17 protein-coding genes are annotated in these 13390 nt (G+C 38.9%); 7 read left to right on the plus strand and 10 right to left on the minus strand.

Translation table 11 applies throughout. The annotated features are described in order from the left end of the window. Nucleotides 1–575: 575 nt before the first annotated feature. The 5 genes from moaD to yjfP all read right to left on the minus strand — a co-directional run bounded on the left by moaD (nucleotide 576) and on the right by yjfP (nucleotide 3054). Complete coding sequence (moaD, locus tag ACDX78_RS01960) at nucleotides 576–809, minus strand: molybdopterin converting factor subunit 1 (protein WP_486024896.1); 234 nt, start codon at nucleotides 807–809, stop codon at nucleotides 576–578. Beyond that, complete coding sequence (locus ACDX78_RS01965; RefSeq protein WP_486024898.1) at nucleotides 802–1293, minus strand: molybdenum cofactor biosynthesis protein MoaE; 492 nt, start codon at nucleotides 1291–1293, stop codon at nucleotides 802–804. Before ACDX78_RS01965 ends, moaD begins: the two co-directional genes overlap by 8 nt. Nucleotides 1294–1300: 7 nt before the next feature. Beyond that, a complete protein-coding gene (gene mobB / locus ACDX78_RS01970) occupies nucleotides 1301–1819 on the minus strand; it encodes a molybdopterin-guanine dinucleotide biosynthesis protein B (RefSeq protein ID WP_486024900.1) in 519 nt (172 codons plus the stop codon). An 87-nt stretch (nucleotides 1820–1906) separates the two neighbouring features. After that, complete coding sequence (locus tag ACDX78_RS01975) at nucleotides 1907–2218, minus strand: metal-sulfur cluster assembly factor (RefSeq protein ID WP_486024902.1); 312 nt, start codon at nucleotides 2216–2218, stop codon at nucleotides 1907–1909. Nucleotides 2219–2292: 74 nt separating this feature from the next. Next, nucleotides 2293–3054 (minus strand): esterase, encoded by a 762-nt coding sequence (gene yjfP / locus ACDX78_RS01980; RefSeq protein WP_486024904.1) that lies wholly within the window; start codon nucleotides 3052–3054, stop codon nucleotides 2293–2295. Between the two features lie 169 nt (nucleotides 3055–3223). Between yjfP and ACDX78_RS01985 the strand changes: the two genes are divergently transcribed. The 4 genes from ACDX78_RS01985 (at nucleotide 3224) to ACDX78_RS02000 (ending at nucleotide 5192) form a co-directional block, all read left to right on the plus strand. Then, entirely contained in the window at nucleotides 3224–4057 is an 834-nt protein-coding gene (locus ACDX78_RS01985; protein ID WP_486024906.1) for an HAD family hydrolase, read from the plus strand. 307 nt (nucleotides 4058–4364) lie between these two features. After that, entirely contained in the window at nucleotides 4365–4514 is a 150-nt protein-coding gene (locus tag ACDX78_RS01990; protein ID WP_486024908.1) for a hypothetical protein, read from the plus strand. 1 nt (nucleotide 4515) lies between these two features. Continuing rightward, nucleotides 4516–4722 (plus strand): DUF3813 family protein, encoded by a 207-nt coding sequence (locus ACDX78_RS01995; RefSeq protein WP_486024910.1) that lies wholly within the window; start codon nucleotides 4516–4518, stop codon nucleotides 4720–4722. Nucleotides 4723–4928: 206 nt separating this feature from the next. Further along, nucleotides 4929–5192 carry a NifU N-terminal domain-containing protein gene (locus tag ACDX78_RS02000; RefSeq protein ID WP_486024912.1) on the plus strand — a complete coding sequence of 88 codons (264 nt, stop codon included), beginning with the start codon at nucleotides 4929–4931 and terminating at the stop codon, nucleotides 5190–5192. A gap of 368 nt (nucleotides 5193–5560) precedes the next feature. Here ACDX78_RS02000 and ACDX78_RS02005 read toward each other — a convergent pair whose 3' ends face one another. Further along, nucleotides 5561–5962 carry a hypothetical protein gene (locus ACDX78_RS02005; RefSeq protein WP_486024914.1) on the minus strand — a complete coding sequence of 134 codons (402 nt, stop codon included), beginning with the start codon at nucleotides 5960–5962 and terminating at the stop codon, nucleotides 5561–5563. A 13-nt stretch (nucleotides 5963–5975) separates the two neighbouring features. Then, nucleotides 5976–6818, minus strand: coding sequence for a YitT family protein (locus tag ACDX78_RS02010; protein WP_486024916.1), 843 nt, complete (start codon nucleotides 6816–6818; stop codon nucleotides 5976–5978). Nucleotides 6819–7121: 303 nt separating this feature from the next. Between ACDX78_RS02010 and ACDX78_RS02015 the strand changes: the two genes are divergently transcribed. The 3 genes from ACDX78_RS02015 (at nucleotide 7122) to ACDX78_RS02025 (ending at nucleotide 9486) form a co-directional block, all read left to right on the plus strand. Further along, entirely contained in the window at nucleotides 7122–7979 is an 858-nt protein-coding gene (locus ACDX78_RS02015; RefSeq protein WP_486024918.1) for a DegV family protein, read from the plus strand. 241 nt (nucleotides 7980–8220) lie between these two features. After that, nucleotides 8221–8409: a YppF family protein gene (gene yppF, locus ACDX78_RS02020; RefSeq protein WP_486024920.1), complete on the plus strand. Its 189-nt coding sequence runs from the start codon at nucleotides 8221–8223 to the stop codon at nucleotides 8407–8409. Nucleotides 8410–8613: 204 nt separating this feature from the next. Continuing rightward, on the plus strand, nucleotides 8614–9486 hold the full coding sequence (locus tag ACDX78_RS02025) for an SDR family oxidoreductase (protein WP_486024922.1): 873 nt from the start codon (nucleotides 8614–8616) through the stop codon (nucleotides 9484–9486). 37 nt (nucleotides 9487–9523) lie between these two features. On the opposite strand, the gene ACDX78_RS02030 is transcribed toward ACDX78_RS02025, so the two are convergent. The 3 genes from ACDX78_RS02030 to ACDX78_RS02040 form a co-directional block, all read right to left on the minus strand. Next, nucleotides 9524–11032: an alpha-amylase family glycosyl hydrolase gene (locus tag ACDX78_RS02030; protein WP_486024924.1), complete on the minus strand. Its 1509-nt coding sequence runs from the start codon at nucleotides 11030–11032 to the stop codon at nucleotides 9524–9526. A gap of 172 nt (nucleotides 11033–11204) precedes the next feature. Then, nucleotides 11205–11558 carry a YisL family protein gene (locus ACDX78_RS02035; protein WP_486024926.1) on the minus strand — a complete coding sequence of 118 codons (354 nt, stop codon included), beginning with the start codon at nucleotides 11556–11558 and terminating at the stop codon, nucleotides 11205–11207. A gap of 466 nt (nucleotides 11559–12024) precedes the next feature. Then, the gene (locus ACDX78_RS02040; RefSeq protein ID WP_486024928.1) at nucleotides 12025–13200 is read right to left on the minus strand and encodes a DUF418 domain-containing protein; all 1176 of its coding nucleotides are present in this window, start codon (nucleotides 13198–13200) and stop codon (nucleotides 12025–12027) included. Between the last annotated feature and the right edge of the window lie 190 nt (nucleotides 13201–13390).

Consider the following 13390-nt stretch of genomic DNA (forward strand, 5'->3'; position numbering starts at 1 on the left):
TCAAGAGATAGCTTAGATTCTAAATTACATGTGAAGTATCAATTTTATTTTCTCAAAAAATCAAATTTGAGAGAGCTGCTTTCCTGTTGTCTTTTTAGAGCAATTTTCATAAGTGTTTTCATACAAATGTTAGTTGAACGAATCGGGCCGTTACTGGCTGTTGGATCTCCCGCTTAGCATTTTCATGTTTCCTTCATGCTTGAAGTAGGAGCCTTACGACGTACAGGACGTGCTAGTGCCGACAATGCCACAATTCTTTATGATGGGACGAGGAACTACTGTCCCGTAGTCCCAGGACGTGGCGTTTTTGTCGGCCAGCCAGTTACACTGCGATAAATGGCGTAAAATTACCATGTTGGCCAGGTCGAAAGTGTTGGAGAGTCACTGTGGATCTCGTATGGAACCCTGCATGTAATCCAGGTAAAATGAGCGGTAAGGCAAAAAATGCTTGGGTTCGATTGATTGAGCATTAGAAAAACTTAGCTTATCACTAAACTTTCATGGCGAAAGCCTTAATAACACTTATGCAGGTAAGAACGTTTTCTCTTACCTGCCAAAAGCTGCTCCCTTTTGTGTTATCCCCCGCTGACAGGCGGAATAAAGGCCACGACATCTCCACGCTGCAAAACTGTTTCCTCGCCCACATACTCTTCATTAACAGCAATCATTGCTTTATCCAGGTTTTCCACCTGATATTTTTCCAGCCAGGTTGATTTCAGTTCATGGACAGTAATATTTTCCACATCAAATGAGAGCTTATTTTCCCCGACTGCTTCCTGTAATTCTGCAAAAAACAAAACATTAATCATCGGATATTTCCACCTCTCGCGGCAAATCATTTTTATATGACGTTGTTTCCAATTGATCTCCTATCCAAAGCTCCCCGTCTTCCCAATGCTCTTTTTTCCAGATTGGAACGATTTCCTTAATCCGTTCAATGGCAAAGCTGCTTGCTTCAAATGCGTCGTTGCGGTGCGGAGTAGAAACAGCAATAACAACCGCTATATCAGAAATATCCAGTTTTCCAACCCGATGGGCAATGGCACACGCAGTATTTCCCCATTTTCTTTCTATTTCTTCGCCAATTTGTGCGAGCTTTTTTTCTGCCATTGGCTTGTATGCCTGATATTCCAAATACAATGTCCGTTTGCCATTCGTGAATTCACGCACTGTACCGATAAACGTACTTATGGCTCCTGCTTCTCTCCTGGTCACCTTTTCAACGACATCGTTAATTTCTATTGGCGCTTCTGTAATCCAAAAATCCTTGATCACGTGGTATGTATCCCTCATTTCTCCTTTAATCACCTGCAATTAGGGAGGCAATTTCCGGCAGTTTTTCGTCCACTTTTTCCATCAGGAAAGTTTTTTTATCAGCTGGCAGAGGAATATCCTTATCCCAGGAAACAACTGCGATAATGTTAGACAGTTCCAATAGAGCTTTATCTTCCTTATTTCTTATGATAATGATTTTTGGATAATCTGCCTGTTTAAAGCCTTCTAGTAAAAGGATATCAATCGGCATGAATGTGTACAACGAAATCAGCTTCTCCAGTGGATAAGCCGATACATCCGCTATAGATAGCTGAAGCTGTTTTTCTCCCTGAACTGCACTTATGCTTGAACCTGCCTGCAGGTGTTTAAAGCTGTCTGTACCATGCACATGCTTTGGCTCCCCGCCATGGCCATGATGCTTTAAAGTGCCGATTTTATGATTTTGTGCAGTAAAGTAGTTGATTATCTTTTCCATCAGCGTTGTTTTTCCGGTGTTTTTATACCCGACGATTTGGCAAATAGAAAAAGTCTGTTCAGATTCCATATTTACTCCTCTTTTCCAACATTGATGTTAGAAAATGATTATGCAAAAAAAGGTTAATTCATCCCTTATGAATTAACCTTTCCTTTATTAATCTGGAATACCTAAAGCAATCTTTGCATAGCGGGACATTTTTTCTTTACCCCAAGGCGGATCCCAGACAATGTTTACGTCTATTTCTTTAATATCAGGAATATCAGCAAGTGCATGACGGACATCCTGCTCGATATGGCCTGCAAGCGGACAGCCCATTGCAGTTAATGTCATTGTCACGGTACAAAGGCCATTATCATCTAAATAAACATCATATATCAAACCTAAGTTAACAATATCGATACCCAATTCAGGGTCTATAACGTTTTCAAGGGCACCCATCATATTTTCTTTTAATGCTTCATCCATGAATCTTCCCTCCTTCTTTCTCTTATCTATATTTAAACATATTTTCTTATTTTTTTAAATGATATTACTCACACTTATAGATGTTTTTGAAACCAATGAACTGTTTCCTGTATCGCATGCCGGCTAACTTTATGGTCTTGATAGGATTCCTTTACAAAATGGATATGCTCCTTGTTTTGATAAAGCCTTGCGATATCTTCATAAAACGTATAGGAATGATCAAATGGCACGACCGCATCATTTTCTCCATGCCAGAATAATAGCGGCCTGTTGTCCAGTTTTTCCGGCTGGAGGGATAAATCATACTGCTGCAGTTTTTCATATAATTCCTCGATCATTTCCTCCGTTACAGGCAGGTTGCCTGCTTTTCTAAAGCTGTCAACCAATGTTTTTGCATAAGTAGTAATTTTTGGCGAACCCATCAGGATTGCTGCTGTTTTAATCCATGGATATGTTGCCAGCGCTGCAGAAGTGGTGATACCACCCATACTCGTTCCAGCTATGCCAAAACGGTCATTCAATATCAATTCCTTTTCGTCCAATTCTTTTTTTATACGCTCAAGTTCATTTACATTATTCATTACGATGTTCCAAAAAGAAACCTGCTTTTTTTCTTTAGAAACTTCCATTTCCCTCACGCCATGGTATTGACTGTCAGGAAGAATTACTCTGTACCCTTTATCCGCCAGCAAATAGGCGATTGGCAGATTATGCTCCTTGGCACTCGTAAACCCATGAAAATAGACCACTGTTGGCAATGACTCTTTTTCCTTTGTTGTTTCTACTACATGTAAAACCGGAATCTCGTTCAGTTGTTGTTCAAATATGCCGATCATCGTTTTTCTCCTTTGTTCGCTTTTACCCATATGAAAAAATTATCTGTAACCTTTCTTTCATAATATCATTTTACTTTCTTATTCATCCATTTTGCAACTAATGTAAAGGAAAAATTACTTTACATCATCGCTGTTCCCCTATAAACTGTTGTCTAACGAGGTGAGAAAAATGGAAAACAAAAGACATTTAATTGCTTTAGATCTGGATGGCACGCTTTTAACAGATATGAAACTGATTAGTGAGCGTACGAAAGAAACCGTACTAACAGCAATGGAACAAGGACATATTGTAGTGATAGCCACCGGCAGACCACACCGGGCCAGTATTGGCTTTTACGAAGCACTTGGATTAAATACGCCGATGGTTAACTTTAACGGGGCATTAATCCATCATCCGAGAGATAATAAGTGGGATGCCCTGCATAATCCAATGCCAATAAGAACCGCCCGCAAGATCATCGACGCCTGCTATGAAATGAACGTAAACAATATCCTGGCTGAAGTCCTGGATACGGTCTATTTGGATCAGTTTAATCAGCAAATCATTGATATTTTTCAATCGATGCCGGATGAATCCCCTTTTAAAATCGGAAATATAAAAAACAACTTGTCCGAAGACCCTACTTCCATTTTGATTCATCCAAAAGAAAACCATATCAGGGAGCTCCGAAGTCATTTAGATGATTTTCATGCAGAGCTGATCGAGCACCGGAAATGGGGTGCACCATGGAACATCATTGAAATTGTTAAAAAAGGCATGAATAAAGCTGTAGGATTGCATAAAATCGCCAAATACTTTGACATCCCCCCGGAACGCATTATTGCTTTTGGAGATGAAGACAACGACTTGGAAATGATCGACTATGCAGGAGTCGGTGTAGCCATGGGAAATGCCATTGATGAACTTAAATCAGTTGCCAAACATGTCACAGATACGAACGAAGCAAATGGCATCGGGAATTTCCTTGAACAGTATCTATACCTTAAAGTGAAGTCATTTTAAAAATCACAAATTATCCCCCTAAATAAATCACCAAGTTTTAACAGGAAAATTAGCTCGGCTGCTCTAATCCAATTTAAACGGTTTTCCTTAACTATTTCCCAAAAGTTTCATGCTATAGCATTGCTGTAATAATTCATACTAAAAGTGAACGTAAAATACGTTCACTTTTTTCACGGATAAGAAATAATTAGTGAAAAGCAGGTTAATTCACTGCAGTTTCAGTGATGAGACGGTTAGCCAGACCTAGCAAGATTTTTTCTAACTGCCTGATAAGCGATATTTTAGTCCATGTGAAGGAGGAATCATCGTGGGAAAAAAGAGTAAGTCGAAACGATTTAGTCAACAGAGCGCTGATTCTATCAAGAAGCATGATGAACGATTTCCCTACAGATCAACGTTTTCCGATGCGGAGCGTAAGAGTGGGGAAGCAGATAACCATACTGTAGGAGGGTTTTAAGTTGGAAAACAATAATAATAACCTGTTTCAACAGGCCAAAGACGCTGTCACAAACTTAATGAATAACCAGAACAATCAAGCAAATGCCCAGGATCAACAAGCTGTACAAAATGCCATTCAAGCTGCCTATAATGAGGCTACACCTGAAGAAAAGCAGCAATTACAGCAACTGGAGAATCAATTGAGACAGCAAAACGAAATGCAATAACCTCTGCACCCTTGATGTTAATGTAATTTCTCATTTCATTTGTTGATGAAACGGTTTTACCACTGATACAAGGGTAAGACTGCCTTCTTTTTTGAAGGCAGTCTTTCTTTCATTTCTCTCCGTTCCCTAAAATTCGGTATAATTCCTTTTTTAATGATGCTATTTCTGCTAATATAGGGATGAGTAGACATAAGGAGGTTTTAAATATGGGAATTCGCGCTGAAGCGACACCAAACCCAAATGCTTTAAAATTCACAGCAGATAAACTGATTTTCGAAGGTACGAACAGCATTTCAGTTATGCCCGGGGATAAAAGTGAACATGAGATTTTAAATGACCTGATGAAACTTGAAGGTGTGGACAACGTTTTCGGATACCAAAATTTTATTACCGTGAATAAACTTTTTGGAGTAGAATGGGATGATTTGACACCTAAAGTAGAAGAGGTATTTGAAAAACACGGGTACTGATCTACATAGAATGCAGGCCAATCCAGTTTATACTTTCCTGATTCAGCACAGGATAATAGAGAGACACATGTGTATTTTTCGGTGTCTCTTTTTTTGCGTTTACCGGCAGATTGTATTTTTATTTACCTTGTAATAATTGGTGTATCTTTATTACAATGAAGGCTAATTATCGGGAATATGGGGGTAAGATAATTCTTTCTCTCGGATAAAGCTCACCCTTCCCAGATAAGTTAAAGGAATTATATGTGACCTTGCATAACATAAAGATGGTCACTCGGACACTTAAAGACGTTATACGTGACCGAGTATTACCTTCCCCTGCACTTTCGGACGTTTAGAACCCCTTTATCAACCGCTGGACAAACTGCCTATAAATCCACTGGAATATGGTTTGGATTAATCATATCCCCTTCACTATTTTTTCCGTATAATACTATGATGGGCGGCTCTTCGTTATTTGCATAGTTCTCTGTTAAATCCAGTATAATCTCAAAGTTGCTCCAGTCAGACTGAGATTCCTCCAGACCCATGTGGGTCTCTTCAATAATTACGTTTCCCTCTTCTTCCACCCTATAATAAAATTCATCAGATGCAGTGCTTGCTTCTCCGGTTACTTCCACTTCCAAGTCCTCGACTTCCACTTCCACATTCCTCAGATTAACCGAACCTGTTCGATCCGTTTCAGACGCATTTTCATCAATAGTTTCTCCAGTATCTCCACAAGCTGCTAAAAACAGTACCGTAATGATGATCAAATTTAAATACCTCATACTGTTATCTCCTTTAATCTCTTCTAAACAAACCATATACTCCTGTTGTCTGTACCACATTTGTAAATGCATTTGGATCTATCTCATATACAATCCGTTCTAAATCGTATAATTCATAGCGTGTTATAACAAGGTATAACATATGTTTATCTGATTGTGTATAAGCACCTTTGACAGGTAATATTGTAATTCCTCGTACCATTGTCTGATGGATCGCTTTCTGCAATTCATCCGCTTCATGTGTAATAATCATTGCCGTAACTTTTTCATGACGAGTATGAATGGCATCAATGACACGGGTCGTTACATATAACGTGAGTAATGTGTACAACGCATTCTCGGGTTCATACAGGATACCTGCCAATGCAATGATAATGGAATTTAAAATCATAAAATATGTTCCAATCGGTTTATCCTTCATGCGTGATAATATCATTGCCACTATATCCATACCGCCTGTAGAAGCACCGATTTTCAACGTCAGTCCGACTCCAATTCCCGCAAGCACACCGCCGAATACCGCATTAAGTATAATGTCTTCAGACAAGGCGATGACCGGCAGCAGTTCCAGAAATAATGTAGTAAACATAACAGAAATGCTACTGTAAACGGTAAAACCTTTGCCAACTTTCATCCAACCTAAAATAGCTACAGGTATGTTAAATAAAGCAAGAAAGATTCCCGTGCTAATGCCGATTCCCAGAACGTCGTAGAAAAAACTTGAAGTCAACTGGGCAAACCCGGTAAAACCACTTGCATAAACATTTGCACCTATCAAGAAAAAATTTAGTGAAATCGCATTTAATAACGCCCCAAACATAACGCCGGCAATCCGTTTTGCCTCGATTAGAAACATATTTTACCTCCTTTTCCTACATGAGTTGCACTAATGAAGACAGTTCCATATCCTGAGTTTTCACTTATCCCGTTAAAAACAAACCTGATTCCAGACAGGTAGAACTATCATATAATACACCTAATACCTTAAAGTGCAACCTAAATTTAACAAAATGTGATTTTTTACAATGAGACATATGAATTATACAGATGAAAAAGTTATATACTTTAAAATCTGCTAAATAATCATGCAATATGCTTTGACTATCTTTATAACTAGCTTTAAACTAAAAGAAACATATAAAAAAGAGGGTGAGAAAAAATGACGGTTAAAATAATAGCAGATTCTGCTTGTGATTTATCAACTACACATTATAACGAATATGATATTGAAATGATACCATTAACTGTTCACCTAGATGATAAAGAATACAGAGACGCCATCGATATCGATCCAAAAACCGTTTATGATGCGATGAGAGAAGGCGCTATGACAAAAACATCCCAGGTTACGCCGCAGACATTTAAAACAGTTTTTACTTCCTACGCCAAGGAAAATAAGCCATTTGTTTACCTTGCCTTTTCTTCTGAACTATCAGGTACATATCAATCAGCAAAAATGATGGAACAGGAAGTAAAGGAAGAATATCCGGATGCAGATTTTGAAGTGATTGACACAAAATGTGCTTCGATCGGATATGGACTTGTTATCCTGCATGCAGCAAAACTGGCCAAGCATGGAGCAACGCTTGAAGAAATAGCAGTATCAGGAACCAAACATGCCAAAAACATGGAGCATATTTTTACTGTAGATGACCTGGAATATCTAAAACGCGGGGGGCGGGTGAGTAAAACTGCAGCCTTTGTAGGTTCGCTCCTCAAAATTAAACCACTTCTTCATGTCGATGAAGGAAAGCTGATTCCGCTGGAAAAAATTAGAGGATCCAAAAAAGTATTGTCAAGAATGCTGGAAGTTATGGAAGAAAGAGGGACAGACTTCAAAAACCAGACAATCGGAATCAGTCATGGTGATGATCTGCAAAGAGCGGAACAATTGGCAGAAATGATCAGGGAAAAATTCGGAACAGATGACATCCTTATAGAAATGGTCGGCTCGGTCATCGGCGCTCATTCCGGTCCCGGAACTATTGCTTTATTTTTCTTAAATAATACGGACTAATGAATAAAGTGCTGAAAAAGCTTGGTGAATGCAATACACCCCAGACCTGACCCGCATTATTGGGTTGGGTTTTTTTATCCCTTCCCCGCAAAATTGTCCTTTTTTCGTCATATTTTTAATAAATTTTGATGACTATTACCTTACTATGGATTGCATTTTCCCGGAATAAATAGCATATCCAATTGTTTTTATTCATAGTTATAGAGCAGGGGTTGTACAAAATATACGGGAGGGGTACAAGATGCAAATAAGTGAGTTGGTCCATACTTATCAAAATGATTGCAACCATACACCTGACTCAGTGAATGACCTTTTGGATTATTATCAAAAAAAATACATTATCGGTGACATTGATGTTATCTATTACAGAGAGATTTACATGTTTTTGAGTAAACAAGGTGCTATTTCCGCACATGAAAACGTGTCTTAAGAAAATTAATCAAGATTTTGCAGTTTTTGACAAAAGAACAAAAACTGCTTTTTTATGTTGAAATCCTATTTGCTTTTAGTTCATGTGAAACTTCTATACTTACCTTTCAAAAATACTTCTCAGATTTTTATGGCTCTGCATGGTTGAACAATACTAAATTTGGGTAAATATGTATTAACACATTATTTGTAAGGTGGGATAGCAATGGGTATGGAAAAAAACAACGGAAAAATAACCCCTCCGGCTCAAAGGCAGCATAAACAGCCGGGGATTGAATCAAAAATGTTTCCGGAACCGGCATATCTCCGAAAAAGCTATAAAGGAAGCGGAAAATTGGAAAATAAAGTAGCACTGATTACAGGTGGAGATAGTGGTATTGGAAGGGCAGTAAGCATTCATTTTGCCAAAGAAGGCGCTAATGTAGCTGTTGTATACCTTGATGAACATGAAGATGCAGAGGAAACAAAACGGCTTGTAGAATTGGAAGGACAGCAATGTTTATTGATCAGCGGGGATATTGGTCATCAATCCTTCTGTGAAGTTGCTGTAACGGAAACAATAAATAAATTTAAAAAAATTGATATTCTCGTTAATAATGCCGGTGAACAGCATCCTCAAGGAAGTTTCATGGATATTTCCAGTGAACAGCTGGAACAAACCTTCCGTACAAATGTATTCAGCATGTTCTATATTACAAAAGCAGTATTGCCTAATTTAAAGGAAGGAAGCTCTATTATTAACTCTTCTTCCATAACTGCTTACCAGGGAAGTGCAGATTTAATAGACTATTCGGCAACAAAAGGAGCGATAACCTCTTTTACCAGATCATTATCTGAATCAGTAGCAGCGGAAGGTATTCGAGTTAATGGAGTTGCTCCCGGCCCGATATGGACACCGCTTATTCCAGCATCTTTCAGCAAGGAAAAAGTCGATGATTTCGGTGGAAATACGCCGATGAAAAGACCGGGGCAGCCACAGGATTTAGCCCCGGCTTATGTATATCTGGCATCAGAAGATTCCAGTTATGTCAGTGGTCAAATGATTCATGTAAATGGCGGCATCATAGTTGCAGGCTGAGACAAATTTGTCTCAGCCTGCTGTTTAATTTTTATATTTACTCATTATTTCCCGTTGTCTCTCTATCCTTTTGTTTGCGGCTCAATATAATAATAGCCGTAATAAACAATACAAAGCTCCCTGCTACAAAGGAGATAAAGCTCCAATTTAATCCAGCATCAGGTTGAACGGTAAATATCTCGACTGATTCACGAGCTAGGCCAACCTGATATTCTCCTTCATCATTTGCACGTACAGTGTGATCTTCCATAAACCCTCTTAGCTGCATTCCTTCACCAATGTCATCCAAAGTGACAACTTGTGTCTCCACATCATTATTAATAGCAATATACAATGCTTCATTATCCAGTGTTCGTTTAAAAATACTCATAGCGCCGCTGGAACCGACCATTTCAAAATCCCCGTGTATCAATGCAGGAAATTGCATCCTTAGCGAAGAAATCCGATTATAGAACTCGGTAAAATCCGATTCTCCGTTGTTAAATGGAACAAGGCTTCTTGTCTCTTCGATCTCAGTGCCGCCCATAGGTATTTCTGAACCTTGCAGGATAGAAGGCGCGCCTGGTGAGGTATACATGTAAGCGAGCGCGAGCGACCAAACAGTTAACGGATTACGTCCATTTTCTCCAATTAATTGCGTGAAACGTTGCGTATAAAAATCATCTACAAATAAAATATCTTTTTCTGTAGCATGTTCTTCATATGCTTGATAAATATCTGAAACCTCATTGCCTGCTTGTGAAAAAACTGCTGTAATAACTTCAAACATTTGATAATTGTCCACTGCATCAATAGCAGGATTTTCCAAAAGATGGGACGTTTCCGCATCCGGGTCTAATACATCTGCAAGCAGGTAGAAATGATCATTGTTACTTTCTATTTCGGCAGTAAGGGTTTCTAAAAATGCAGGATCGGCTTGATCTGCGGCATGAAGTTTAAAACCGTCAATATCAGTTTCTTCCATCCAGTAGATTGCAACATCGATAAGAAAATCCTGTACTTCAGGATTTTCCTGGTTTAATACTTCCACATTTTCGGACCAGTCTGTCGTTACATCCATTTCTCCTTTTACCCAGTCCTCTCTTTCCGGATCTTCGGCAATCGGGTGACTTGATGCAATATAATTGGAGACGAACTCCATAATCACTTTAATCCCACGATCATGTGCTTCTTCAACCAATCTATGTAAATCAGCCATCTCCCCAAACTGTGCTTCCAATTCATAAAAATCCTCTATCCAGTAGCCGTGATATCCTTTGGGAGCATTTGCCATAATCGGAGAAATGGAAATGGCAGTATACCCAAGCTCTTCATATTCATCCAGTTTGTCGATGATACCTTGCAGATCCCCGCCGTGATAAGCTAGCTGGTCATTGACATCGATTTGATCATCCAGTTCATAATCACCGTTATGATAACGGTCTACCATGATATTGTATATAATTTCATCCTTTACCTGTCTTTCACCATTGGCTGCTTCTGCTTCCGGTTGAAAAGAGGTTAGGACCAGTAAAAATATAAGAAAAGAAAATAACATTTTTTTCATTAGTAAGGCCTCCAATAGAAATACTGCTCTTGTTCTATTATTACGATCACAGAAAAATAGTCAATAAAAACAGATAAATTGTCAGAAATCCTTCATATTTTATAAACAAAGGGACGGTTCTAATGTTGGAGAAAAACTTTCACAACACTAGAACCGTCCCCGTGTTTCAACTTTACATTGGCAGTCGCCAGAATCCAAGTATTAATGTGATAAGGAACGCAATAATCAACTGGATCCACGCGCTTTTTTCTGCTTTTCCTTTATTGTTTCTCACAAGTATCATTTCCATTGCAACGATCACCCAAATACCAGCTAACCCTTTTACAATAGCTTCAGGGAGGAAGCTGCTGCCACCAAAATAATTAGCGATTAAATCCCCGCCGGTATACAAAATAAATAAGAAATCAAGTCTTAGTATCATGTGTAATATTTTGCCTGGCTTTGCTTTTCCCTGATTGTACATTACCAATGCAATGATGAATAGGATAAGCGCGAGCACCCAACTGGTAATATGCATATGAGTCATTTGTTTATTCCTCCACTTCGCTACAGACTTTCTATTTATTGCTAAGAACATCATATCATTTTCTATTAGAAAATCCTACAATTTACTAGTTGCTCAACAAGTGTAATTTCTAATAAAGCGAAACTTCATTCAGTAGGGGTTTTCTTTTCATCCCCCACTGAATGTTAGCACCGCAAGGGTATGACCTAAAGGCCCTTGAACGAATCGGGCCGTTACTGGCTGTTGGATCTCCCACTTAGCATTTTCATGTTTCCTTCATGCTTGAAGTGGGAGTCTTACGACGTACAGGACGTGCTAGTGCCGACAATGCCACAATTCTTTATGATGGGACGAGGAACTACTGTCCCGTAGTCCCAAAGGTTTTCGGTGGGACGAGCATTTACGCACAGTCCCAGGACGTGGCGTTTTTGTCGGCCAGCCAGTTACACTGCGATAAATCTATAGCAAATCAAACATACTTACAATTTCAAAAAACTTTACGCAACGGCTGCTTTTTAAGATAGGTCAAAGTTCTCCAGACCCATTCGAGCGGGCCAAACCGAAAACGCTGAAACCACCATTTGCTGAAAAACACCTGGAAAATGAACACAATCATTACAATAACAACACCGATCGTTGGGCTTACCGACCCATATAAACCAAACCCAACACCGTAAAACAAAGTAAAACTTATTACGGACTGAAAAACATAGTTGGTTAATGCCATTCTTCCAACATAGATAAAGGGTTTGATTAATTTTTTTCCAAGTTCTGTTTGTGCCATGATCGTAATGGATAAAAGATAAAATATCGCTGAAGCAGTACCGCCAATATTATCTTGAATATAAGAAAACCACGTTGGATTTCCATAAAAGTACGGACCCAATTTAAAAGCAATAAATAGAACGAATGAGATATACCAAAGCCGTTTTAATAAGGACAGATGTTTCTTCGGTTCATGAAAAATCCGCTGCCTTGCAGCATACATCCCAAACAGGAACAATGGTAATAGTATTCCCGCTAAAGGCAAGTATGCTATCCCGCCATTTGCATAAACCCAGTCATTGTAATTTTGGGATAAAATAACCAAAAGACTTGATTCCTGATAATTCTCGAATGCCTGACTCACCGCTGCTACGCTATACCAGTCCAAGTGATCCCTCACCTGGTACAGGAGCAGTGTAAATAATCCCACGGTTACGGATAATAGGACCATCCCCCACATCAATATTGTCCGGCTTCTTACCTGCAGGAAAAACAACAATAACAGGCCGATGATTCCATAACTCAATAGTATATCTCCATGCCAAAGCAAGAAAGAATGGATGAAACCGAAACCAATTAATACAATCAACCTTCTCAGCAATATCATATAAAATGCTATATTTTTTTCTGCGAGTCTATCTGTCATTAATTGGATACTGAAACCGAATAAAAATGAGAATAACGTATAAAAGCTAGCCTGAAAGAAAATATCAATGATAGCTTGAATAAACTGATCTATGGGAGAAGTCCATACATCCTCCGCACCACCATACAAAAAGTAAGGAGCTGAAAAGCCTAAAATATTGACGATGAAAATTCCAAATATGGCAAACCCTCTTGCTGCATCGATCCATACAAGCCGATTTTTCTCATTAATTGGCGAAGCTGCTGTTGGCATATTTCATCCCGGCCTTTCGTAAAAAAATGGACTTCTTTATATATGACTGTCTTCTAAAATAATTTTGTTTTTGAAGCAAACTTAGGACATATATTACTATACTAGTAGGCCGAATACACGTAGACTCCTGCGGGAGGACAGGCATCGGTGAGACCCCGCGGTGCGCCAATATTGAAGGCCCGACTAAAAC

The sequence above is a fragment of the Virgibacillus oceani genome, assembly GCF_041521345.1.
Lineage (GTDB): Bacteria > Bacillota > Bacilli > Bacillales > Amphibacillaceae > Virgibacillus_N > Virgibacillus_N oceani_A.

What these genes read in the sequence shown, in the direction of transcription:
- moaD (WP_486024896.1), bottom strand. Translation starts at nt 809, where the DNA reads ATGATTAATGTTTTGTTTTTTGCAGAATTACAGGAAGCAGTCGGGGAA.
- ACDX78_RS01965 (WP_486024898.1), bottom strand. Translation starts at nt 1,293, where the DNA reads ATGAGGGATACATACCACGTGATCAAGGATTTTTGGATTACAGAAGCG.
- mobB (WP_486024900.1), bottom strand. Translation starts at nt 1,819, where the DNA reads ATGGAATCTGAACAGACTTTTTCTATTTGCCAAATCGTCGGGTATAAA.
- ACDX78_RS01975 (WP_486024902.1), bottom strand. Translation starts at nt 2,218, where the DNA reads ATGGATGAAGCATTAAAAGAAAATATGATGGGTGCCCTTGAAAACGTT.
- yjfP (WP_486024904.1), bottom strand. Translation starts at nt 3,054, where the DNA reads ATGATCGGCATATTTGAACAACAACTGAACGAGATTCCGGTTTTACAT.
- ACDX78_RS01985 (WP_486024906.1), top strand. Translation starts at nt 3,224, where the DNA reads ATGGAAAACAAAAGACATTTAATTGCTTTAGATCTGGATGGCACGCTT.
- ACDX78_RS02000 (WP_486024912.1), top strand. Translation starts at nt 4,929, where the DNA reads ATGGGAATTCGCGCTGAAGCGACACCAAACCCAAATGCTTTAAAATTC.
- ACDX78_RS02005 (WP_486024914.1), bottom strand. Translation starts at nt 5,962, where the DNA reads ATGAGGTATTTAAATTTGATCATCATTACGGTACTGTTTTTAGCAGCT.
- ACDX78_RS02010 (WP_486024916.1), bottom strand. Translation starts at nt 6,818, where the DNA reads ATGTTTCTAATCGAGGCAAAACGGATTGCCGGCGTTATGTTTGGGGCG.
- ACDX78_RS02015 (WP_486024918.1), top strand. Translation starts at nt 7,122, where the DNA reads ATGACGGTTAAAATAATAGCAGATTCTGCTTGTGATTTATCAACTACA.
- yppF (WP_486024920.1), top strand. Translation starts at nt 8,221, where the DNA reads ATGCAAATAAGTGAGTTGGTCCATACTTATCAAAATGATTGCAACCAT.
- ACDX78_RS02025 (WP_486024922.1), top strand. Translation starts at nt 8,614, where the DNA reads ATGGGTATGGAAAAAAACAACGGAAAAATAACCCCTCCGGCTCAAAGG.
- ACDX78_RS02030 (WP_486024924.1), bottom strand. Translation starts at nt 11,032, where the DNA reads ATGAAAAAAATGTTATTTTCTTTTCTTATATTTTTACTGGTCCTAACC.
- ACDX78_RS02035 (WP_486024926.1), bottom strand. Translation starts at nt 11,558, where the DNA reads ATGACTCATATGCATATTACCAGTTGGGTGCTCGCGCTTATCCTATTC.
- ACDX78_RS02040 (WP_486024928.1), bottom strand. Translation starts at nt 13,200, where the DNA reads ATGCCAACAGCAGCTTCGCCAATTAATGAGAAAAATCGGCTTGTATGG.